The organism is Thalassococcus sp. BH17M4-6, from assembly GCF_049323015.1.
In the GTDB taxonomy this organism is placed as follows: Bacteria; Pseudomonadota; Alphaproteobacteria; order Rhodobacterales; family Rhodobacteraceae; genus Puniceibacterium.
The window spans coordinates 69675-90446 of the sequence record NZ_JBMPGU010000013.1; the positions used below are offsets into that span (position 1 = coordinate 69675).

The window sequence follows — 20772 nt, forward strand, 5'->3', positions numbered from 1 at the left end:
GATGCGCGAATCTATTCTCAACGCATCATCGAAAGGAGCCCGACATGAGTTGGAACCCCGCGCTTGACCCGCATTGTCCCACCGGCGACGAGGTGGATGCCATCGAAACCGTGATCGTGCCGCGCGCCCGCGATCTGGGCGGGTTCGAGGTGCGGCGCGCCTTGCCCGCGCCAAAGCGGCAGATGGTGGGTCCGTTCATCTTTTTCGACCAGATGGGCCCGGCGGAATTTCTGCCGTCGCGCGGGCTTGATGTGCGTCCGCACCCGCATATCGGGCTGGCCACGATCAGCTATCTTTACCGCGGGCGCATGCACCACCGCGATTCCCTGGGCACCGACGCCTGGATCGAACCGGGGGCGGTGAACTGGATGGTCGCGGGGCAGGGCATCACCCATTCCGAACGCACCGACGACGAAACCCAGAAGGAAAAGATGCCGTTCTTCGGCATCCAGACCTGGGTCGCGCTGCCCAAGGATCACGAGGACCGCGCGCCGGAATTCGAACATGCCGATGCGGACGCGCTGCCGTTTCTTGAGGGCGAGGGCAAGCAGGTGCGCCTGATCCTGGGCAACGCATACGGAGAGCGTGCCCCGGTCAAGACGGCCTCCGAGATGTTCTATGCCGATGCGGTGCTCGAGGCAGGCGCGCGGCTGCCGCTTCCCGACAACCACGAGGACAGGGGCGTCTACGTGGTCGAGGGGTCGGTCAGCGTGGCGGGGCAAGAGTATGAGGCCGGTCAGATGATGGTCTTTCGCCCCGGCGACGCGATCAGCCTGACCGCCGGTGCGCGCGGCGCGCGGCTGATGATCCTGGGGGGCGAAACGCTCGAGGGGCCGCGCTATATCTGGTGGAACTTCGTCGCCTCCTCGAAAGAGCGGATCGAAGAGGCGAAAGAGGCCTGGCGCCGCGAAGACTGGGCCGATGGCCGGTTTCAGCTGCCGCCCGGCGACGATGCGGAGTTCATCCCGCTGCCGGATCGCTGAGCGCAGCTGCCGGGGCTGCGCCGGGCGCCAAAGCCGCATTCTTCGCGCGGGTCGATATCGGTGCATTCCCTGCTTGACGGGGGTGGGCGGGCATCCTATTACCCCGCTCACGCTTGGGGAACCTTGCGGCAGTGAGCGGTTGTAGCTCAGTTGGTTAGAGTACCGGCCTGTCACGCCGGGGGTCGCGGGTTCGAGCCCCGTCAACCGCGCCACCACTGCCCAGACGATCCTCTCGCGCGATGCGCGGTTGTAGCTCAGTTGGTTAGAGTACCGGCCTGTCACGCCGGGGGTCGCGGGTTCGAGCCCCGTCAACCGCGCCACTTCTTTCTGATATTTGAATGGCTTGTTCGCTGCTTTTGCAGCGGTGTGGGCCGCCGTTCGGCATTGGTTCGAGCGGCTTGGCGGCAATTGGTATACCAATTGACAGGCCTTTACCGGGATTCTAGGCATTGATGGGACGGCCCCGGTTTGGGCCGGGCCTGGGGGGACGTCATGGCGATTTTGGACGAGGACCGGCTGTTTCCCACCGATCCCGTGGTGCGGGGGATTGCCCGCGATCTTTATGCCGGTGTGCGCGACCTGCCGATCCTCAGCCCGCATGGCCATACCGATCCGCGCTGGTTTGCCGAAAATGCCGCCTTTCCCGATCCCGCGCGCCTGTTCGTGACGCCGGATCACTATGTCTTTCGGATGCTGCATTCGCAGGGCATCCCGCTCGAGGATCTGGGTGTGCCGCGCGCCGACGGGGGCAAGAGCGAACAGGATCCACGCCGCATCTGGCGGCTTTTCGCCAGCCACTACCACCTCTTTCGCGGCACGCCGTCGCGGCTCTGGATCGATCACGCGCTGCAAGAGGTCTTTGGCGTGACCGAACGCCTGTCGGCTCAGACGGCCGATGCGGTCTATGACCACGTGGCCGACTGCCTGGGGCAGGCGGCGTTTCGCCCCCGCGCGCTGTTCGAGCGGTTCAATATCGAGGCGATCGCCACCACCGAAAGCGCCATCGACGATCTGAAATGGCACGCGATGATCCGCGACAGCGGCTGGGGCGGCACGGTCATCACTGCCTATCGCCCTGATTCCGTGGTCGATCCGGAGGTCGACGGGTTTGCCGAAAATGTCGCACGGATGGGTGAGATGGCGGGCGAGGATGCGACGACTTGGGGCGGCTACCTGGCCGCGCACCGCAGCCGCCGGGCCTTTTTCAGATCCTTCGGCGCCACCTCCTCGGATCACGGCCACCCCACCGCCCGGACCGAGGATCTGAGCCAATCCGAGGCGGCACAGCTTTTCGAAAAGGCTCTGCGGGGCGCCTGTTCGGGCGAAGAGGCGGACCGCTTTCGCGGGCACATGCTGACCGAAATGGCCCGGATGAGCCTTGATGACGGGCTGGTCCTGCAAATCCACCCCGGATCTTTCCGCAATCATTCGGCGGGGATGCTGCACAGCTTCGGGCGTGATCGCGGCTATGACATCCCAACCCGCACCGACTACGTCACGGCGCTGCGGCCGCTTCTGAACGCGGTGGGAGAGCGGGCGGATCTGACGGTGATCGTCTTTACCCTGGACGAGACCTCGTACGCGCGCGAACTGGCGCCGCTCGCCGGGGTCTACCCGGCGTTGAAGCTGGGCCCCGCCTGGTGGTTCCACGACAGCTACGAAGGGATGATGCGGTTTCGGCAGATGACCACCGAATCCGCCGGCTTTTACAACACCGTGGGGTTCAACGACGACACCCGCGCCTTCTGTTCGATCCCCGCCCGGCACGACGTCGCCCGGCGGGTCGATTGCGCCTACCTTGCCACGCTGGTCGCCACCGGGCGGTTGGACGCGGACGAGGCGCCGGAAGTCGCGCATGACCTGGCCTACCGGCTGGCCAAAGCGGCCTACCGGCTTTGACGGCCACCGACCTGAAAACAAAGGACCCCGCGCCATGCTGACCACCCAGACCCGCCATGCCATCGACCCCGCCGCCGCCCGCACGCTGGACACCGACGCGCTGCGCGATCATTTCCACGTCGGCGGGCTCTTTCGGGACGATGAAATCAGGCTGATCTACAGCCATTACGACCGGCTGATCCTGGGCGGCGCCGTGCCCAGGGGCGGCGATCTGGTACTGGATCAGGTGGCCGAGACCGGCACGCCTTCGATCCTCGACCGGCGCGAAATGGGCATCCTCAACATCGGGGCGGCGGGCAGTGTCACCGTGAGCGACACCCGACACGATATCGGGCGGGGCGAGATCCTTTATGTCGGGCGCGGCGCCGGGGCGGTGACATTCCAGGGCGCAGGGCGCTATTATATCCTGTCCGCGCCCGCGCACCGGACCTGTCCCACGCGCCTGATCCCCAAGGCCGAGGCGCGGCGGGTCGAGCTTGGCGCCAAGGCCAGCGCCAATGAACGGGTGATCCTTCAGTTTTTGCATCCCGAGGTCTGCGAGACCTGTCAGCTGGTCATGGGCTACACGCAACTGGCCGAAGGGTCGGTCTGGAACACCATGCCCGCCCATACCCACGACCGGCGGATGGAGGCCTATCTTTATTTCGATCTGCCGGACGACGCGCGGGTCTTTCACCTGATGGGGGAGCCGACGCAGACCCGTCACATCGTCATGGCAAGCGAAGAGGCGGTGATTTCCCCGCCATGGTCGATCCATGCGGGCGCTGGCACGGCGTCCTACACCTTTTGCTGGGCCATGGCCGGGGACAACGTCGATTTTACCGACATGGACATGGTTGCGATGGGGGATTTGCGGTGAAGATGTTTGCACTGACAGGGCGCAAGGCACTGGTGACGGGCGCCAATACCGGCATCGGTCAGGCCATCGGGGTCGGTCTGGCCGAGGCGGGGGCCACGGTTGTTTGCGCCGGACGCCGGGCCTGCGACGAAACGGTCGAGACGATCAGGCAGGCGGGTGGCAGCGCCACGTCGCTTCTGGTGGATTTCGCCGATCCCATGGCCGGGCAGGCGCTGTTTGATGGGCAGGGGTATGACATCCTGATCAACAACGCGGGCATCATCCGCCGCGCCGATGCCATCGACTATACCGAAACGGATTGGGACGCGGTGATGGACGTCAACCTCAAGGCGCTTTTCTTCACCGCGCAGGCCTTTGGCCGCGATCTGCTGGCGCGCGGCGGGCAGGGCGCGGTGGTCAACATCGCATCATTGCTGTCGTTTCAGGGTGGCATCCGGGTGCCCGCCTATACCGCATCCAAACATGGTGTGGCCGGTCTGACCAAGCTTCTGGCGAATGAATGGGCCCCGCATGGCATCAACGTCAACGCCGTGGCGCCGGGCTATATCGCCACCAACAACACCGAAGCCCTGCGCAATGACGCCGAGCGTAACCAGGCGATCCTGGACCGGATCCCGGCGGGCAGGTGGGGCGCACCCGAGGATATCGCCGGGGCAGCGGTCTATCTCTGCTCGCCCGCCGCGCGCTACGTGCACGGGACGCTGCTAAGCGTCGATGGCGGCTGGATGGCCCGCTGACCCGGCAGTCGATCCCCCTGCGCGGCGGCTTAGCGCTCTGCGACCAGCTTGATCAGCTTCTGATGATCGGCGTCAAAGTTGCGGATGCCTTCGGCCAGCTTTTCCGTCGCCATGGCGTCGGCGTTCATTTCCCAGCGGAAGGTCGCCTCGTCCATGCTGACCGGCGCCATGCCGCTGGCCATGTCGGGCGACAGGGCGCGGGGCAGGTCGGCCTCTTCCTGGTCAAGCGCATCCAGCAGCTTGGGCGCGATGGTCAGGTTGTCACAGCCCGCAAGCGCCTTGATCTGGTCGGTGTTGCGGAACGACGCGCCCATGACCACGGTGCTGATATCATTGGATTTGTAGTAGTCATAGATGCGCCGCACCGATTTCACGCCCGGGTCTTCCTCGGGGCTGTAGTGCTCGACCCCTTCAGCCTTTTTGTACCAGTCGGTGATGCGCCCGACGAAGGGCGAGATCAGGAACGCCTTGGCATCCGCACAGGCTACCGCCTGCGCCATCGAGAAAAGCAGCGTGAGGTTGCAGTCGATGCCGTCGTTTTGCAGGATTTCGGCCGCGCGGATGCCTTCCCAAGTCGACGCAAGCTTGATCAGGATCCGCTCTTTGCCGATGCCGCGCTTTTCGTAGTCGGCGATGATCTCGCGCCCCCGCGCAACCGACGCATCGGTGTCGAACGACAGCCGGGCATCGACCTCGGTCGACACGCGCCCCGGGACCAGCTTGGTCAGTTCGGCGCCGACGGCCACGGTCAGGGTGGCGGTCAGATCCTCGGGGTTGAGCCCGGCCTTGCGCCCTTTCTCGATCTCCTGCGCGATCAGGTCTTCGGAGGCCGGATCCTTCAGCGCCGCCAGCACCAGAGACGGGTTGGTGGTGCAGTCGACCGGCTTGTATCGCTTGACCGAGGCCACCTCGCCGGTGTCGGCCACAACCACGGTCATGTCGCGCAATTGATCGAGAACAGATGTCATGTCGTCGCTCCTGATGTGATGTCGGCCCCCCCCAACGCCCCGGGAACAGCCGCTGCTGGCGTTGTCTTAGCATAGCGCTAACAGGCGCAAAACCGGGCAAGTTGCGAAAACACATCCGGGACGGACAGGGGGGCGGGGCAGTCCGCCGTCCACAACCGGGTCTTTGGGCGGGTTTGCCCGCGCCGCATCCTAGTGCCTGATGTGGCGCGGATGTCTCTAAGCGTCTGTGAATATGAAAGAATTGGCGATCCCGGGAGGACTCGAACCCCCAACATCCTGATTAGAAGTCAGGTGCTCTATCCAGTTGAGCTACGGGACCCTGCGGCGGTGATACCGGTTCGCAAACCCGTTCGCAAGCGTCTGTCCCATGGCGCACCATCCGTATTTTCCGCCCTGATCGGCACGATCAGTGTTGGCGTTCAGGGTGGACCACTTTCAGGGGACTACTCCAAGGTCTCCGCCACGGTCTTTTGCTCTTGAGTGCGAAAAGAAGCTGGAGCGAAACCGATTTTTAGACTGAAAAGTGGTGCCCCCACACGGACTCGAACCGCGGACCTACTGATTACAAATCAGTTGCTCTACCAGCTGAGCTATAGGGGCGTGCTTTCGGACGTGCCGAAAGCTGGGGATTTCCTAGGCCGTGTCGCCTGCGGTTGCAAGAGGGTTTCGAGCGAAGGAAACACCCCGAGGAATTCGAAGCGGGCAAGCTGTCCGGTTGGAAACCGCTTGCCCGCTGTCGGGTCAGTTGCCGATACGCTCTGCTGCGTAGGCGATGGCACGTTGGTAGTTGCCGCTGTCGTTCCAGGCGGACAGGACCCGGAAATTCGCGGTGCCCTGGCCGTAGGGTTGGCCCGGTTTCCAGCCGTTACGGCGCAGCATGTTGGCGGCCGAGGCCAGCGCGTCCACCGCGTTATAGGGATCGGCGCGGCCGTCGCCGTTGCCGTCGGCGCCAAAGCGCTGCCAGTTGCCTGCCAGGAACTGCATGTGGCCGAGTTCACCCGACGGGCCGCCACGGGTGTTGGGGGTGATCACGCCGCGGTCCACCAGTTGCAGCGCCGCGATGGCGTGGCTTTCGAAGCGCGGGTGGCGGCGGCAGTACGACGCGAGCGTGACCGCGCCGCTGACGATCGGGGTCTTGCCCAGATAGCCGCCCCAGCTGGTTTCCAGCCCCCAAATCGTCACGAGAATGTTTGCCGGAACGCCGTAGTTCCGCTCGAGTGCGGCGAACATGTTGGCATTGCGGGCCTTGCGGTTGCGGGCCTGGCTAATGAAGTTGTCCGCCGAACTGCCGGAGCGTTTGGCGAGGAATCGGGCCGGATCGCCGCTGGACACGCCGGTCTGGCTGGACGGGCGGGATTCGAACCGCCAGGTGATGTCCGACAGCGACGCGCCGGCCAGGGCCTGCATCCCCCGCTGGCCGACACCGGCGCGGGCGGCATCCTGGCTCAGGGCCTGTTTATAGCTGCCGAACGCGCCCTTGTCGGTGATGCAAGGGGCGGCAACGGCAGATGTTGCACAAAGGCCGAAAGCAACGGCGGAAAGAAAGCGGCGCATGATCACTCCTGAAAACATGATAGCCGGAGCAGACTAGCGGCATTTTGTCCCGCCGCAAAGGCAGGTTTTCCCGCCTTTACCAATGGTCAGACAGAGCCCAGCAGCCCCGCCAGCGTGCCGGAGTTGTCGAGCGCAAGGAAAAGCCCGGCCACACCCATGGCAAGCGAGGCCACGCGCATGTCTTCGCCGCGGGCGATGTTGTAGATCATCACAGGCGCCGCGACCGGCAGAGAGATCGTCGCCACGGACAGGGACACGGCCCATGTGGACAGGCGCGCCTCGACCGGGGCGGGGCCCTGTTCCTCGCGCACGGCGTCCAGTTCCATCTCGTCTGCGTCGCGCAGCATCTGGAACCGCAAGTTGGCATTGTAGGTGCGCACATGTGCGTCGTAGCGGGGCAGGGCGACCTTGGCGTTCATGTTGGCGCTGCGCGGGCGGCCGCTGCGGGACACCGGTGGCAGCATGCGCGAGAGCGTGTCACGATGGGTCCGGGTGTCGGGGCGGGCGGTCTTGACCGCGGGCCGCGCAGGGCGGCGGGGGGCGATTCCGGTGACATTGCCCCTGGCATCAAGCTGCGGCGCCAGGGCGTCGAGGAAGCCGTCGCGCGGCAGCAGCGTGCCGGTGTCGAGCCAGCCGATGTGGGTCACGGGCAGTTCGGTCGACAGATGGTAGACCAGCCCGGCCAGCTTGGCCTGAACCGATGCGGCGCTTTCGTTCGTCCCGCAGAGCGACACGAGCAGCTGCGTGCCGTCGGCGGTCATGTCAACGTCAAGCGTCGCCCGCAGCGTGTCGGTGGCCATGGCCGCGCCGGTCATGGTCGCGCGCGGCGCGTCGCATCCCGACACACCCATTTGTTGCATTCCACGGTTGAGCAGCGCGCCCAGCGTGTCGGTTGAAAACAGTCTTTGCTTGTCGAACACAAGCGTGGCGGTGTGGTTCAGATCGGCAGTCATTTTTCCCATTCTCCTTGCAACCCTGATTTGTGCTGTGGTGCGCTGACCGTATTAGGCTGTCCAAAATTGCGCAAATTTAGTCTGCGTCGGGACAAGAATAAGGCGGTGCTGGCGGGGAGAGGTCTAAAGTGCCGCAATCGGACCACAAAGTCCTTATTTCACGGGCATCATCGGTCTCTTTCAGGGGCTGGCGGCGGTTTGCCGGCGTGCCGAGCGCTGAATTTTTCTGGCGGGACTAAGGCGCGCGCCATCTTTCGTCGCGTCAATGTGAGCGGTGACGCAACGTCAACCTCTGGATGAGCCGCAGGTGCCCGCTCAATCGAAAAGGGGCGCCCCGAAGGACGCCCCTTGACCAGATGCTGCCGGAGGGATCAGCAGCTGTAGTACATGCCGAACTCGACCGGATGCGGCGTGTGCTCGTAAAGCTCGATCTCTTCCATCTTGAGCGCCACGTAGCCGTCGATCTGGTCCTTGGTGAACACGTCGCCTGCCAGCAGGTAGTCGTGATCCTTTTCCAGCTCTTCCATCGCTTCGCGGAGCGATCCGCAGACCGTGGGGATGCCGGCCAGCTCTTCGGCGGGCAGGTCGTAGAGGTTCTTGTCCATCGCCTCACCCGGTTCGATCTTGTTCTTGATGCCGTCAAGGCCGGCCATCAGCAGGGCGGCAAAGCACAGGTACGGGTTGGCGGACGGATCGGGGAACCGGGCCTCGACGCGCTTGGCTTTGGGCGACTCGGTCCACGGGATCCGCACGCAGCCCGACCGGTTGCGGGCGGAGTAGGCGCGCAGAACCGGGGCTTCGAAGCCCGGGATCAAGCGCTTGTACGAGTTGGTGGACGGGTTGGTGAAGGCGTTGAGCGACTTGGCGTGCTTGAGAACGCCACCGATGTACCACAGCGCTTCCTGGCTCAGGTCGGCATACTTGTCGCCTGCGAAAAGCGGCTTGCCGTCCTTCCAGATCGACATGTTGCAGTGCATGCCGGTGCCGTTGTCGCCGTAGATCGGCTTGGGCATGAAGGTTGCCGACTTGCCATAGGCCTGGGCCACGTTGTGGATCACGTACTTGTATTTCTGCAGCTCGTCCGCCTGCTTGGTGAGCGAGCCGAAGATCAGGCCCAGCTCGTGCTGGCACGACGCCACCTCGTGGTGGTGCTTGTCGACCTTCATGCCCATGCGCTTCATGGTCGAGAGCATTTCGCCGCGGATGTCCTGGCCGTCGTCGATCGGGTTGACCGGGAAATAGCCGCCCTTGATACCCGGACGGTGGCCGGTGTTGCCCATTTCATATTCGGTGTCGGTGTTCCATGCCGCGTCAAGCGCATCGACCTCGTAGGACACCTTGTTCATGGTGTTGGAATAACGCACGTCGTCGAACAGGAAGAATTCCGCCTCGGGGCCCCAGTAGGACACGTCGCCGATGCCGGAGGACTTCAGATACGCCTCGGCCAGCAGCGCGGTGCCGCGCGGGTCGCGATTGTAGGGCTCGCCGGTGTCGGGCTCGACCACGGTGCAGTGCAGGCACAGCGTCTTTTCCGCGTAGAAGGGGTCGATATAGGCGCTTTCGGTGTCGGGGATCAGCTTCATGTCCGAGGCTTCGATCGACTTCCAGCCCTCGATGGAGGAGCCGTCGAACATGAACCCTTCGTCAAGGAAATCCTCGTCGACCTGGTCTTCCATCAGCGTCACGTGCTGAAGCTTGCCGCGCGGATCGGTGAAGCGGATGTCCACATAGGCGACATCTTCGTCCTTCATCAGTTTAAGAACTGCGTCCTTGCTCATTCCTTGGGTCCCTTTCTGTCTTTGGTCTGTCTGATGTATCTTAAAGCGCGTCCGAGCCGGATTCCCCGGTGCGGATGCGGATGGCCTGTTCGATGCTGCTGACGAAAATCTTGCCGTCGCCGATCTTGTCGGTCTTTGCGGCCGCGACGATGGCCTCGATGGCGCCATCGACCTGATCGTCGTCAAGAACCACCTCGATCTTCACCTTGGGAAGGAAGTCCACCACGTATTCGGCACCGCGATAGAGCTCCGTGTGGCCCTTCTGGCGGCCAAAGCCCTTGACCTCGATGACGCTGAGGCCCTGGATCCCGGCCTCTTGCAGGGCTTCCTTGACCTCGTCCAGCTTGAACGGCTTGATGATCGCCTCGATCTTTTTCACGGGCTGGTTCCTCCTTGCGGTTTTCAGACGTGCAGACCACTTCTGTTTCTGGGTCACAATCAGATAGGTTCGACAATTGCCGGTGCGCGCAAAGCAAAACTTGGCGGGTGATTAAATTTTGTGCAAGTCGGCCATAAATGCAGCAGAAATGAATCGGGAGGCCATATGACCGAATTGCTGACCGCCGCACAGATGCGCGCGCTGGAACAGGCGGCGATTGCATCGGGCGCGGTGACGGGTCTGGAACTTATGGAGCGGGCGGGGCGCGGGGTGGTCGCGGCGGTATTTGCCGAGTGGCCGGAACTGGCGAAAACCTCTCACCGCGCCGTGGTCCTGTGCGGCCCTGGGAACAATGGCGGCGACGGGTTTGTGATCGCGCGGTTGCTGAAAGGGTGGGGCTGGCAGGTGGAGGCGTTCCTCTACGGCGATCCCGACAATCTGCCCCCCGATGCGCGGGTGAATTACGAAAGGTGGGCGGCGATGGGCCCGGTCCTGCCACTGACCGACGCAGCCATTGAGCGGGTCGATGACGAAACCCCCGATATCGCTCTGGTGGTGGATGCGGTCTTCGGCACGGGGTTGAACCGCGGGTTTCTGGACCTGCCGGGGGTGCAAATGGCGGTGAACGGGTGGCAGGTGCCGACGTGCCCGGTCAAGGTGGTTGCGGTGGATTGCCCCAGCGGGCTTTGTGCGGATTCGGGGCGTTATCTGGGGCTGAACGGGGAAAACCCGTTCGATTCCTCGATCATGGCGAACCTGACGGTGACGTTTCATGCGCCGAAGCGCGGGCACGTTTTGGGCGATGGCCCGTCCGGCTGTGGCAAGCTGGCCGTGAAGGATATCGGGATCGCGGCATCGGGTGGCGGCGATGTCGAAACCTGCCGGTCGTCGCCGCGGCCCGATCCAAGGCGTCTGGTCAAGCATTGGGGCCACAAGTTCGGCCATGGCCATGCGCTAATCCTGTCGGGTGGCGCGGGCCGCACCGGTGCCGCTCGGCTGGCGGCGAAGGGGGCGCTGCGGATCGGGGCAGGACTGGTGACGCTGGGGGTGCCGCCTGCCGCGCAGATGGAAGTGGCCTGCCAGATCACGGCGCTGATGCTGAGACGGGTGGCGGACGCAGAGGCGTTGGCGACGGTCTTGCAGGATCAGCGGTTGAACGCCGTCTGTCTTGGGCCCGGTCTGGGCCTTGAAAGGGCGCGGGAACTGGTGCCGGTGGTGCTGGGGGGCGACGGGGTAAAGCGCCGCCCCACGGTGTTGGACGCCGATGCGCTGTCGGCCTTTGGCGATGTGCCCGACGCTTTGTTCCGCTGGCTGCACAACACCTGCGTGCTGACGCCCCATGCCGGCGAATTCGCGCGGCTTTTTCCCGATATCGCTGCCAGGTTGAACGCCCCCGCCACCAAGGGGCCGGCATATTCCAAGGTTGACGCCACGCGCGAGGCGGCCGCCCGCGCAGGGTGTGTGGTGCTCTTCAAGGGGCCGGATACGGTGATCGCCGATCCCAAGGGCCGGTGCGCCGTGCATGCCGCCGCGTATGGGCGCGCGGCACCTTGGCTGGCGACTGCCGGATCGGGCGATGTGCTCGCCGGGTTCATCACCGGGCTTTTGGCGCGTGGGATCGCGCCGATGCAGGCCGCCCAGATGGCGGCGTGGCTGCATGTCGACTGCGCGCTGAGCTTCGGGCCCGGCCTGATCGCCGAGGACCTGCCCGAAGAATTGCCCATGGTCCTGCGCCGCGCGATGGCGGCGCCGCAGGGTCAGGCGCCTGCAGGCTGAGGCAGGCAGGCCGCGAGTTCGAGCCCGTCGGCATAAAGGATGTGCGGCGCGTCGAACACAAGCTCCACCAGCGTCAGGTCCACAACGCCCAGATCGCAGATGAATTCGCCGTCGATCAGCCGCTGCGCGGGCACCAGCGCCTGCGCGCGTCCGAACAGGGCCTGCGCCCGCCAGTCGCGGATCAGCACCTGCTGGCTTGCGGGCAAGATGGCGTCGCGGTCGGGGCGCATGTTGCCCAAGCTGCCCGCCTGGATGCCCACGCCGCGCACCGTGCGCCGCAGCACCCGAGCCCGGCGCAGCACAGCCATGCCGCTGTCGCGAGTGATCACCCGGTCCCCCGGCGAAAGATATTCCGCCGGAAGCGCGCCGTCGAGCGTCAGCACTGAGGTGCCTGCGACCAGGGCATTCGTTATTGGAGAATCCTGCACGCGTGTTTCAGCGGCGATTTCGCCGCTCGCGCGCCCGGCCGTTTTCGGCTTCATGGGCGACATCCTGTTTCTACTGCCTCGTTTTTCCGACAGATTATGCCAAGATTTGGTAAATGTCGCGGCTTTTTTCGCGCGCTTTTTCCGCTCGCATCCGGGTGTGACCTTTGCTAAAGACCGCCCGAACGGGGTCTCGCAATGCGCGGCCCCACATAGTTTTGGCGGGTGTGGCGAAATTGGTAGACGCACCAGATTTAGGTTCTGGCGCCGCGAGGCGTGGGGGTTCAAGTCCCTCCACCCGCACCAGAGGATGATGAGAAGGAAACACCGATGCAGGTCACCGAGACCCTGAATGACGGCCTCAAGCGCGGCTATGCGATCACCGTGACGGCGGCTGAGCTGGACGCCAAGGTGGTCGAAAAGCTGACCGAGGCGCAGCCCGAGATCGAGATGAAGGGCTTTCGCAAGGGCAAGGTCCCGCTGCCGCTGCTGCGCAAGCAGTTCGGCCAGCGCCTGCTGGGCGAGGCGATGCAGGAAAGCATCGACGGCGCGATGAACGAGCATTTCGAGGCCTCCGGCGACCGCCCGGCCATGCAGCCCGAAGTCAAGATGACCAACGACGACTGGAAAGAGGGCGACGACGTCAAGGTCGAGATGTCCTACGAGGCGCTGCCGAAGGTCCCCGAACTGGACCTGAGCACCATCAGCGTCGAACGTCTGATCGTGAAGGCTGACGACGCGTCGGTGGACGAGGCGCTGTCCAACCTGGCGGAAACCGCGCAGGATTTCAGCGACCGTGAAGACGGTGCGGCGGCCGAGGACGGCGACCAAGTGGTCTTCGATTTCGTCGGCAAGGTCGACGGCGAGGCCTTTGACGGCGGTTCGGCCGAGGATTATCCGCTGGTGCTGGGGTCGGGGTCGTTCATCCCGGGCTTCGAAGAACAGCTTGTCGGCGTAAAGGCCGGTGACGAAAAGCAGGTCGAGGTGTCCTTTCCCGAGGAATACGGCGCGCCGAACCTGGCCGGAAAGGCCGCGACGTTCGACTGCACGATCAAGGCCGTGAAGGCCCCCGTCGCGGCAGAGATCAACGACGAGCTGGCCAAGAAGTTCGGTGCCGAGGATCTGGCCGCGCTCAAGACCCAGATCGCCGAGCGTCTGGAGGCCGAGTACCAGGGTGCTGCGCGCCAGGTGATGAAGCGCGGGCTGCTGGACACGCTGGACGGCATGGTGACCTTCGAGCTGCCGCCGAGCCTGGTCGAGGCCGAGGCCAAGCAGATCGCGCATCAGCTGTGGCATGAGGAAAACCCCGAGGTTCAGGGCCACGACCACCCCGAGATTGAGACCACCGAAGAGCACACCAAACTGGCCGAGCGCCGGGTGCGTCTGGGTCTGCTTCTGGCCGAGCTGGGCCAGCAGGCCAATGTCGAGGTCACCGATGCCGAGATGACCCAGGCGATCATGAACCAGGCTCGCCAGTACCCGGGGCAGGAGCGTGAATTCTTCGACTTCGTGCGCCAGAACCAGCAGATGCAGCAGCAGATGCGCGCGCCGATCTTCGAGGACAAGGTGATCGACCATATCGTCGAGAATGCCCAGGTCACCGACAAGGAAGTCAGCAAGGAAGAGCTCCAGACCGCCGTCGAGGCGCTGGAAGACGAGGAATAAAGACCGCGCCCGTTGCGACGGTTTCCGGACTGCGAGCGGGCCACCCCAAGGGGTGGCCCGTTTTGGTTTCGGTAGGTCATAGAAAAGGCCCCTGCGGGGCCTGCGAGAGACGCTGTCTCTCGCGCTCTCTGAGGTTTTTTGAAACCGAAGAAGGGCAGGGCGCCGAGGTGGGCGGCGCCCCGCGTGAGTCAGCCCAGCTGCGCGGTGGGGGTGGAGTTGGAGATTTCGCGTTCCTCATCGGTCATATCCTCGGGTATGCCTTCGAAGAGCGGGGTCGAGAGGTAGCGTTCCCCGGTGTCGGGCAGCATGACCAGCATCACCGAGCCTTCGGGCGCGGTTTCGGCCAGCTGCATCGCCACGGCGAAGGTCGAGCCGCCCGAAATGCCGGTAAAGATGCCTTCCTCGGCGGCCAGCCGCCGCGACCATGCGATGCCGTCGGCCCCGGCGACCGGGATCATCTGGTCGTAATATTCGCCGTCGATCGCCTCTTGCAGAACGAAAGGAATGAAATCCGGGGTCCAGCCCTGGATCGGATGCGGCTGGAAATGCGGATGGCTTTCGGTGGGCTGGTGCGCGTCGTTGCGGGTGTTGACGTAGCCCGAAGACACGATGGCGGCATTCTCGGGTTCGGTCAGGATGATCTTGGTGTCGGGCCTTTCCTTGCGCAGGACCCGGCTGACCCCTGAAACGGTGCCGCCGGTGCCGTAGCCGGTGATCCAGTAATCGAGCTTGTCATCCTTGAAATCGGCGATGATTTCGCGCGCCGTGGTGTTTTCATGGATCGCGGCATTGTCGGCGGTTTCAAACTGCGAGGCCAGAAACCAGCCGTTTTCCTCGGCCAGTTCCTTGGCCTTGGAATACATGCCGAAGCCCTTTTGCGCCTTCGGTGTCAGGACCACCTTGGCGCCCAGGAACCGCATAAGGCGGCGGCGTTCCACCGAAAAGCTTTCCGCCATGGTCACCACCAGCGGATAGCCCTTGGCGGCGCAGACCATGGCCAGGCCGATGCCGGTGTTGCCCGAGGTCGCCTCGACCACGGTCTGGCCGGGCTTGAGGCGGCCATCGCGTTCGGCGGCTTCGATGATGTTGAGCGCCAGCCGGTCCTTGACCGAGCCTGCGGGATTGAACGCCTCGAACTTCACGTAGACCGTGACATTCTTCGGCGCGATGCGGTTGATGCGGATGACCGGCGTATTGCCGACCGTGTCGAGCACGGATTCATAGCGCATGCCGCGCCCGTCGGTTGTGCGAATAGCCATGACAGATCTCTCCTTGCTGATGCCGGGTCGGGGGCGCGATGGGCCCCGACTGTCCGGCCCCAGTCTGGCGCAATCCGGCCCGGGTTCCTAGCCGGGTTTTTCCGCCAGCGGCGCGGGGCTATTTCGCATCCGGCCAGGCGCTGGCATCGGTGTCGAGATCCGGGAACTTCTTGGGATCGAAGATCGGCATCTTGATGCCCGCGCCCAATTGGTCGCGGAAATCGTTGATGAGCCGCAGCGCGATCGGGAACAGCATCATCAGCGCCAGCAGGTTCACCACTGCGAGAATGCCCATCATCGGATCGGAGAAGTTGAAGACCGCCGTTGCCCCCGGTGCGACTGCCCCAAGAAAGACGATGCCGACGATGGCGATGCGCAGGATGTGCACGGCGCTTGGCTTTTCGGTCAGAAAGCTGAGCGCGTTTTCGCCCAGATAGTAGTTGTACATGATCGACGAGAAGGAAAAGAGCAGGATCGCCGCGGTCAGGTAGTACTGCGCCCAGGAGCCGACGTGATCGACCATGCTCTGCTGGGTCAGCGCGACACCATCAATGCCTTCTGCACCGGGCACGTAGACATCGCCTAGAAGGATCACGAAGGCGGTGCAGGAGCAGATGATCATGGTGTCGATGAAGACCGAAAAGCTCTGTGTGATGCCCTGGCTGACGGGGTGTTTGACGTAAGCCGTGGCGGCGACGTTGGGGGCGGAGCCGAGCCCCGCCTCGTTCGAGAAGAGCCCGCGGCGCAGGCCCTGCGCGATGGCCGCGCCGATGCCGCCCGCCACCGCCTCGCGGAAGCCGAAGGCGTTGGCGACGATGTCAATGAGCACGCCGGGCAGGCTGGTGATGTTGATCAGGATGATCAGCAGCGCCATGGCGATATAGCCGATGGCCATCACCGGGATGATGATATCGGCGGCCTTCGCGATGCGGTGGATGCCGCCGTAGACGATGAAACCGGTGGCCAGCGCCAGGGCCACGCCGGTGTAGATCCGCGGGATCGACATGCTGTCCAGCGCGGCCCCGGCCACGGTATTGCCCTGGAAGGCGTTGAAGCCGATAGCGAAGGACGCGATCAGGCAGACCGAGTAGATGACCGCCAGCCAGCGGTAGTTCGCCCCCAGCCCGTGCATGATGGCGCGCGCCGGTCCGCCGCGATAGTCGCCTTCGGGCGTCGTGCGCTTGTAGGCCTGGGCCAGCGTCGCCTCGACCAGCGATGTGCACATGCCGACAAGGGCGATGGCCCACATCCAGAAGACTGCCCCCGGACCGCCTGCGGTGATGGCCACCGCGACCCCGGCGATGTTGCCGCCGCCGACGCGCCCGCCCACCGACACGAACAGCGCCTCGCGCGCGCTGATCTTGGTGGGATCGCTGGATTCATCGTCACCCTTCAGCACCATGAACATGCGCTTGAAAAAGCGGAACTGCACAAAACCGCTGGCGGCGGTGAAGAACACCCCCAGAACGACGAGGAACGGCACCAGCGCCCAGCCCCAGGTCAGATCGTTGATCAGGTTGAAGATCGTGTCGAAGAAACCCATTGGCTGTCCCCTTGCATTGTATGCGTTACGGACAGCCTATCGGTCGTTGGGCAAATGTCCGGTCTGAAGGCTTTTGCACAACCGATGGTGGGCGATGCTGCCCGATTGGTCAACAGTTGCGCGCGTTTTGCCTAATTCCCGGGCAAAGCAGGGGGCGTTTCGGCCCCCCACGCTGGATCACGCCGCCAGCAGCGAATGATCGCCCCCGATCTGGGCGGCGCGCACGCGGCTCACGATCACCGGGGCGACGCGGATGAGGTCGGGGTCCGACAGGGCGTGCAGCATGAAAAGGCCGAAGTCGGTGCGCCGCACCACGCCTGCCTTCAGTAGCGGATCGCCCGCATGCGGTGCCCAAAGCGGCAGACCCTCGCTTGGCCCTTCCTCGAGGTCCGGGGCGCGCACGACGGTCCAGTCGCGGTCGGATGCAAAGATCGCGTCGGTCGCGCGCACCTGATCCGAGATGTCGGCAAAGCGCGCGAGTTTGGCCACGAAGCCGAAGACCGCGACGAAGGCGCGGAGTTTCCAGCTGATGCGATCCTTCTCGGAATGGCGGATGTGTAGCCCGCAGGAAAACGCCAGTCGCGCCTCGGGCGGTGCCAGGTCCAGCACCGCCCGGGCGGTGCCGGATGAATAGTCCTGCACGCCCATGGGGGCGAGCACGGTCAGCACGCCATCGCAGCCCTCGACCGCCTGTGCGACGACCTCGCGGTCGTCGGTACGGCCGGGAAAGACGGTGATGCGGTGGGCGAGGTCGGCCAGCTTGTGCAGGCTTTCGGGGCGGCAGACGCCGCGCACCTCAAGCCCTTGGTCCAGCGCGTGGCGCGCCATGTACTGCCCCAGCTTGCCCGAAATACCGATGATGCAGATGCGTTTCATTTTGTGCTCCTTATCCGAAATGACTTACGCTGTAAGTTGATGTTGCGGCGTTTACGCTTACGGTGTAAGTGAGTCAACAGATTTTCAGTGCGGGATGTTCAGGTGGTTGAAAAGTCGATAAAAAAACCCGGTGGGCGGTCCGGCCTGAGCGCCGATAAGATCTTTGCGGCGGCGGTCAGGCTGGCGGATGAGTCGGGGCTGGAAGGCCTATCGATGCGGCGGCTGGCCCAAACGCTCGGCGTCGAGGCGATGTCGCTTTACAACCACGTCAAAAACAAGGATGCGCTGCTCGATGGCATGATCGAAGAGGTGGCCACCGGGTTTCACCGTGCCGGTTCCGGCGATTGGCAGGCCGAGATGCGCCAGCGCGCGCTGTCGGCGCACGAAGTCCTGACGGCCCACCCTTGGGCATCAGCGCTGCTGGTGTCGCGGGTGACGGCGGGGCCGGTGATGCTGACCTATGCGGATGCAACGCTTGGCTGCCTACGCGGCGCGGGGTTTTCCTGGGCGCAGGCGGACCGGATCTGGAACGCGCTCGACAGCCATATCTATGGCTTCACTCTGCTGGAGCAGAATTTTCCGTTTAACGAAGACGAATACGCCCCTGCGGCGCGGGCCTATCTGCCGATGATACCGGCGGATGTCTTGCCGAATCTGCGCGCGCTGACCGTAGAGGTGGCAGAGGAACGGCACGCAGGACGCCAAGAGTTTACCTTCGGGCTGGATCTGCTGCTGGGCGCGATGGCGCGCTTGCCGCGCGAGGGGTAGGGCCGCAGCAGGCGGCCAGGTCAAAGGTGTCGGGCGTCATGCCCGCGATTTCCAGCACCAGCTTGCGGCGCACGGTGGCGGCAAAGCTTTCGCGGCTTTCCGCAGTGACCATGAAGGCGCCGGGGCCGCCGATGATTCTTTCCTGGTATTCTGCTTCCAGGTTGAGGCCCGCGCGGCGGCCATCTTCGGGCCGCAGGATCGGCAGGGCATTGATCGTGACACCAGCGGCCAGCACCTGCGCCCGCGCGTCGGCGATGCCGGGACCCGAGGAATTGCGAATGCTGTCGCCGGAAAAGTCGATGACGGCGCGGGGGGCGGTGATGTCGTTACGCTCGATCAGCCGAAGCCCGTCCAGCAGCGCGTTGCCGATGGCATTGGACCCATAAGCCTGGCGCGGCGGACCGACCAGCGCATCGGCAAAAGCCTGCGCGCTTTCGGGGCCGTCGATCATCATCCAGTCCACCACTTGCGCGGTGTTGCTGGCCCATTCGACGTAGGTGACGGCAATATTGCCATAAAGCGACGATTGGATTGCGCCCAGAACCTGCGGATCGTTCAGCGCGTCCGCATAGCCCTGCCGCTGGAACGCCAGTTCGGCGGAGTCGATGGAGCCGGAGGCATCCGCCAGCAGCACCAGTTCCAGACCCGCCTCGCGCGGGGTTTGGGCCTGGGCTGGCAGGGCGAGGATCAGCAGGAGGAGCAAACGCGGGAGCATGACGCAAGGGTAGGCGGCGCTGTGCCGCCTGTCCAATCACAACCCGCGGGCCTGGATCATGCCGCAGTGCACTGCACAAAGAAACGCCGCGCGGGGTGGGCCCGCGCGGCGTGCTGCGCCCTCGGGCGCAAAGTGAGGCAGAGTGCCTCAGCTCTTGTCTTCTTCGGCCTCGTCCGCGCCGTCCGCGTCGTCCGATACACCCGCGGTTTCGGCCAGTTCTTCGTCATCCGAAGCTGCCGCACCGATATCTTCGAACAGTTCCGCGATCTCGAAATCGGCTGCCGCTTCTTCTTCGGCGGCCAGATCCTGAATCGACTTGCCCGACGCCTGAAGCTCGGCCTCTTCGGGCGAGCGGGCGACGTTGAGTTCGATGGTGACCATGACCTCGGGGTGCAGGTGCACCTCGACCTCGTGCAGGCCCAGTTCCTTGATCGGGGTGCGGATCAGAACCTGCTTGCGGTCGATGGAATAGCCCGCTTCCGTGGCGGTTTCCGCGGCGTCACGGGTGGTGACCGAGCCGTAGAGGTTGCCGCCGTCGGAGGCGGAGCGAATCACCACGAACTGCTGGCCACCCAGGCGGTCGGCCAGGGCCTCTGCCTCTTTGCGGGTTTCCAGGTTGCGGGCTTCGAGCTGCGATTTCTGCGCTTCGAAATGCGCGATGTTGGCTTCGGACGCGGTCAGCGCCTTGCCCTGGAGCAGCAGATAGTTGCGCGCGAAGCCGGGCTTGACGTCGACGACGTCGCCCATCTGGCCCAGCTTGGCCACGCGTTCCAGAAGGATCACTTGCATGTCAGTATCTCCTTATTTCACGGCATAGGGCAGCAGGGCGAGGAAGCGGGCGCGCTTGATCGCGCGGGCCAGTTCACGCTGCTTCTTGGCCGAAACGGCGGTGATGCGGGACGGCACGATCTTGCCACGCTCGGAAATGTAGCGTTGCAGCAGCTTCGTGTCCTTGTAGTCGATCGCAGGTGCATTGTCGCCCGAGAAGGGGCAGACCTTGCGGCGGCGGAAAAACGGTTTTGCAGCCATGGGTTATCTCCTCTTCTTCAGGTTCAGTTGCGACGTTCGCGGCGGTCGCCACGGTCACCGCGCTCTTCGCGCTTCTGCATTTGCACCGACGGGCCTTCCTCGTGCTCATCGACCTTGATGGTCAGCACGCGCATCACGTCGTCGTGCAGGCGCATCAGGCGCTCCATCTCTTGCACGGCGGTGGCGGGGGCGTCGGTGCGCAGATAGGCGTAGTGGCCCTTGCGGTTCTTGTTGATCTTGTAGGCCATGGTCTTCACGCCCCAGTATTCGGATTCGACCAGCTTGCCGCCGTTGTCAGAAAGAACCGTGGAGAAGTGTTCGACAAGGCCTTCGGCCTGGGCGCTGGAAAGATCCTGGCGCGAGATAAAGACATGCTCGTACAGCGGCATGTGGGCTCCGTTCATTTTCTGGCGCATTTCATAGGGCGAGGCGTTTATCCTTTCGCGCCTGCCCACGAGAGACTGCGCGGTTCATTTGTCTTGCGAAAGGAAGTGCTGCGTATACACGGATTTGGCCAGCGTGCAAGCGCTGCGCATGCGCCCGTGACTTTCCCAAATGGTGCCGCAATCCTGACGTTTTGTCAGGCGACCTTGGGGTTAACCAAGC

20 protein-coding genes and 5 tRNA genes are annotated in these 20772 nt (G+C 64.2%); 10 read left to right on the forward strand and 15 right to left on the reverse strand.

Translation table 11 applies throughout. The annotated features are described in order from the left end of the window. The first annotated feature begins 44 nt into the window (after positions 1–44). The 6 genes from ACOXXX_RS17105 to kduD all read left to right on the forward strand — a co-directional run bounded on the left by ACOXXX_RS17105 (position 45) and on the right by kduD (position 4478). The gene (locus tag ACOXXX_RS17105; RefSeq protein WP_422827826.1) at positions 45–983 is read left to right on the forward strand and encodes a pirin family protein; all 939 of its coding nucleotides are present in this window, start codon (positions 45–47) and stop codon (positions 981–983) included. 135 nt (positions 984–1118) lie between these two features. Continuing rightward, positions 1119–1195 (forward strand) — tRNA-Asp (locus tag ACOXXX_RS17110). A 31-nt stretch (positions 1196–1226) separates the two neighbouring features. Then, positions 1227–1303, forward strand: a tRNA-Asp gene (locus ACOXXX_RS17115). A gap of 172 nt (positions 1304–1475) precedes the next feature. Beyond that, the gene (gene uxaC, locus ACOXXX_RS17120; protein ID WP_422827827.1) at positions 1476–2882 is read left to right on the forward strand and encodes a glucuronate isomerase; all 1407 of its coding nucleotides are present in this window, start codon (positions 1476–1478) and stop codon (positions 2880–2882) included. Positions 2883–2916: 34 nt separating this feature from the next. After that, positions 2917–3741: a 5-dehydro-4-deoxy-D-glucuronate isomerase gene (gene kduI / locus ACOXXX_RS17125; RefSeq protein ID WP_422827828.1), complete on the forward strand. Its 825-nt coding sequence runs from the start codon at positions 2917–2919 to the stop codon at positions 3739–3741. A 2-nt stretch (positions 3742–3743) separates the two neighbouring features. After that, positions 3744–4478 carry a 2-dehydro-3-deoxy-D-gluconate 5-dehydrogenase KduD gene (kduD, locus tag ACOXXX_RS17130; protein WP_422827829.1) on the forward strand — a complete coding sequence of 245 codons (735 nt, stop codon included), beginning with the start codon at positions 3744–3746 and terminating at the stop codon, positions 4476–4478. Positions 4479–4507: 29 nt separating this feature from the next. Here the strand turns inward: kduD and tal are convergent, their stop codons facing one another. From tal to ACOXXX_RS17165, 7 genes are all read right to left on the reverse strand, one after another. Next, entirely contained in the window at positions 4508–5446 is a 939-nt protein-coding gene (tal, locus tag ACOXXX_RS17135; RefSeq protein ID WP_422827830.1) for a transaldolase, read from the reverse strand. Between the two features lie 242 nt (positions 5447–5688). Continuing rightward, positions 5689–5765: transfer RNA gene (locus ACOXXX_RS17140), tRNA-Arg, on the reverse strand. Positions 5766–5970: 205 nt separating this feature from the next. Next, positions 5971–6046 (reverse strand) — tRNA-Thr (locus ACOXXX_RS17145). A gap of 141 nt (positions 6047–6187) precedes the next feature. Then, a complete protein-coding gene (locus tag ACOXXX_RS17150; protein ID WP_422827831.1) occupies positions 6188–7000 on the reverse strand; it encodes a lytic murein transglycosylase in 813 nt (270 codons plus the stop codon). Positions 7001–7086: 86 nt separating this feature from the next. After that, positions 7087–7953, reverse strand: a complete 867-nt coding sequence (locus tag ACOXXX_RS17155) for a hypothetical protein (protein ID WP_422827832.1) — start codon at positions 7951–7953, stop codon at positions 7087–7089. 371 nt (positions 7954–8324) lie between these two features. Beyond that, positions 8325–9731, reverse strand: coding sequence for a type I glutamate--ammonia ligase (gene glnA / locus ACOXXX_RS17160; RefSeq protein WP_422827833.1), 1407 nt, complete (start codon positions 9729–9731; stop codon positions 8325–8327). A gap of 40 nt (positions 9732–9771) precedes the next feature. Next, positions 9772–10110: a P-II family nitrogen regulator gene (locus tag ACOXXX_RS17165; RefSeq protein ID WP_422827834.1), complete on the reverse strand. Its 339-nt coding sequence runs from the start codon at positions 10108–10110 to the stop codon at positions 9772–9774. A 165-nt stretch (positions 10111–10275) separates the two neighbouring features. Between ACOXXX_RS17165 and ACOXXX_RS17170 the strand changes: the two genes are divergently transcribed. Further along, entirely contained in the window at positions 10276–11886 is a 1611-nt protein-coding gene (locus ACOXXX_RS17170) for an NAD(P)H-hydrate dehydratase (RefSeq protein ID WP_422827835.1), read from the forward strand. Here the strand turns inward: ACOXXX_RS17170 and ACOXXX_RS17175 are convergent. After that, positions 11868–12368 (reverse strand): Hint domain-containing protein, encoded by a 501-nt coding sequence (locus ACOXXX_RS17175; protein WP_422827836.1) that lies wholly within the window; start codon positions 12366–12368, stop codon positions 11868–11870. The genes ACOXXX_RS17170 and ACOXXX_RS17175 overlap by 19 nt on opposite strands. Positions 12369–12532: 164 nt before the next feature. On the opposite strand from ACOXXX_RS17175, the gene ACOXXX_RS17180 reads away from it, so the two are divergent. Continuing rightward, positions 12533–12617 (forward strand) — tRNA-Leu (locus ACOXXX_RS17180). 24 nt (positions 12618–12641) lie between these two features. After that, a complete protein-coding gene (tig, locus tag ACOXXX_RS17185) occupies positions 12642–13976 on the forward strand; it encodes a trigger factor (RefSeq protein ID WP_422827837.1) in 1335 nt (444 codons plus the stop codon). 188 nt (positions 13977–14164) lie between these two features. Here tig and ACOXXX_RS17190 read toward each other — a convergent pair whose 3' ends face one another. The 3 genes from ACOXXX_RS17190 to ACOXXX_RS17200 all read right to left on the reverse strand — a co-directional run bounded on the left by ACOXXX_RS17190 (position 14165) and on the right by ACOXXX_RS17200 (position 17654). Then, on the reverse strand, positions 14165–15235 hold the full coding sequence (locus ACOXXX_RS17190; protein WP_422827838.1) for a PLP-dependent cysteine synthase family protein: 1071 nt from the start codon (positions 15233–15235) through the stop codon (positions 14165–14167). Between the two features lie 118 nt (positions 15236–15353). Further along, complete coding sequence (locus ACOXXX_RS17195) at positions 15354–16778, reverse strand: alanine/glycine:cation symporter family protein (protein ID WP_422827839.1); 1425 nt, start codon at positions 16776–16778, stop codon at positions 15354–15356. A 177-nt stretch (positions 16779–16955) separates the two neighbouring features. Further along, positions 16956–17654 carry an NAD(P)-dependent oxidoreductase gene (locus tag ACOXXX_RS17200; RefSeq protein WP_422827840.1) on the reverse strand — a complete coding sequence of 233 codons (699 nt, stop codon included), beginning with the start codon at positions 17652–17654 and terminating at the stop codon, positions 16956–16958. Positions 17655–17756: 102 nt separating this feature from the next. Between ACOXXX_RS17200 and ACOXXX_RS17205 the strand changes: the two genes are divergently transcribed. Beyond that, positions 17757–18422 carry a TetR/AcrR family transcriptional regulator C-terminal domain-containing protein gene (locus ACOXXX_RS17205; protein ID WP_422827841.1) on the forward strand — a complete coding sequence of 222 codons (666 nt, stop codon included), beginning with the start codon at positions 17757–17759 and terminating at the stop codon, positions 18420–18422. On the opposite strand, the gene ACOXXX_RS17210 is transcribed toward ACOXXX_RS17205, so the two are convergent. From ACOXXX_RS17210 to rpsF, 4 genes are all read right to left on the reverse strand, one after another. Then, the gene (locus ACOXXX_RS17210) at positions 18364–19137 is read right to left on the reverse strand and encodes a DUF1194 domain-containing protein (protein ID WP_422827842.1); all 774 of its coding nucleotides are present in this window, start codon (positions 19135–19137) and stop codon (positions 18364–18366) included. The genes ACOXXX_RS17205 and ACOXXX_RS17210 overlap by 59 nt on opposite strands. Before the next feature lie 147 nt (positions 19138–19284). Beyond that, complete coding sequence (gene rplI, locus ACOXXX_RS17215; protein ID WP_422827843.1) at positions 19285–19926, reverse strand: 50S ribosomal protein L9; 642 nt, start codon at positions 19924–19926, stop codon at positions 19285–19287. 12 nt (positions 19927–19938) lie between these two features. Further along, positions 19939–20166: a 30S ribosomal protein S18 gene (gene rpsR / locus ACOXXX_RS17220; RefSeq protein ID WP_073249614.1), complete on the reverse strand. Its 228-nt coding sequence runs from the start codon at positions 20164–20166 to the stop codon at positions 19939–19941. 23 nt (positions 20167–20189) lie between these two features. Next, positions 20190–20555 (reverse strand): 30S ribosomal protein S6, encoded by a 366-nt coding sequence (gene rpsF / locus ACOXXX_RS17225; RefSeq protein WP_422827882.1) that lies wholly within the window; start codon positions 20553–20555, stop codon positions 20190–20192. Between the last annotated feature and the right edge of the window lie 217 nt (positions 20556–20772).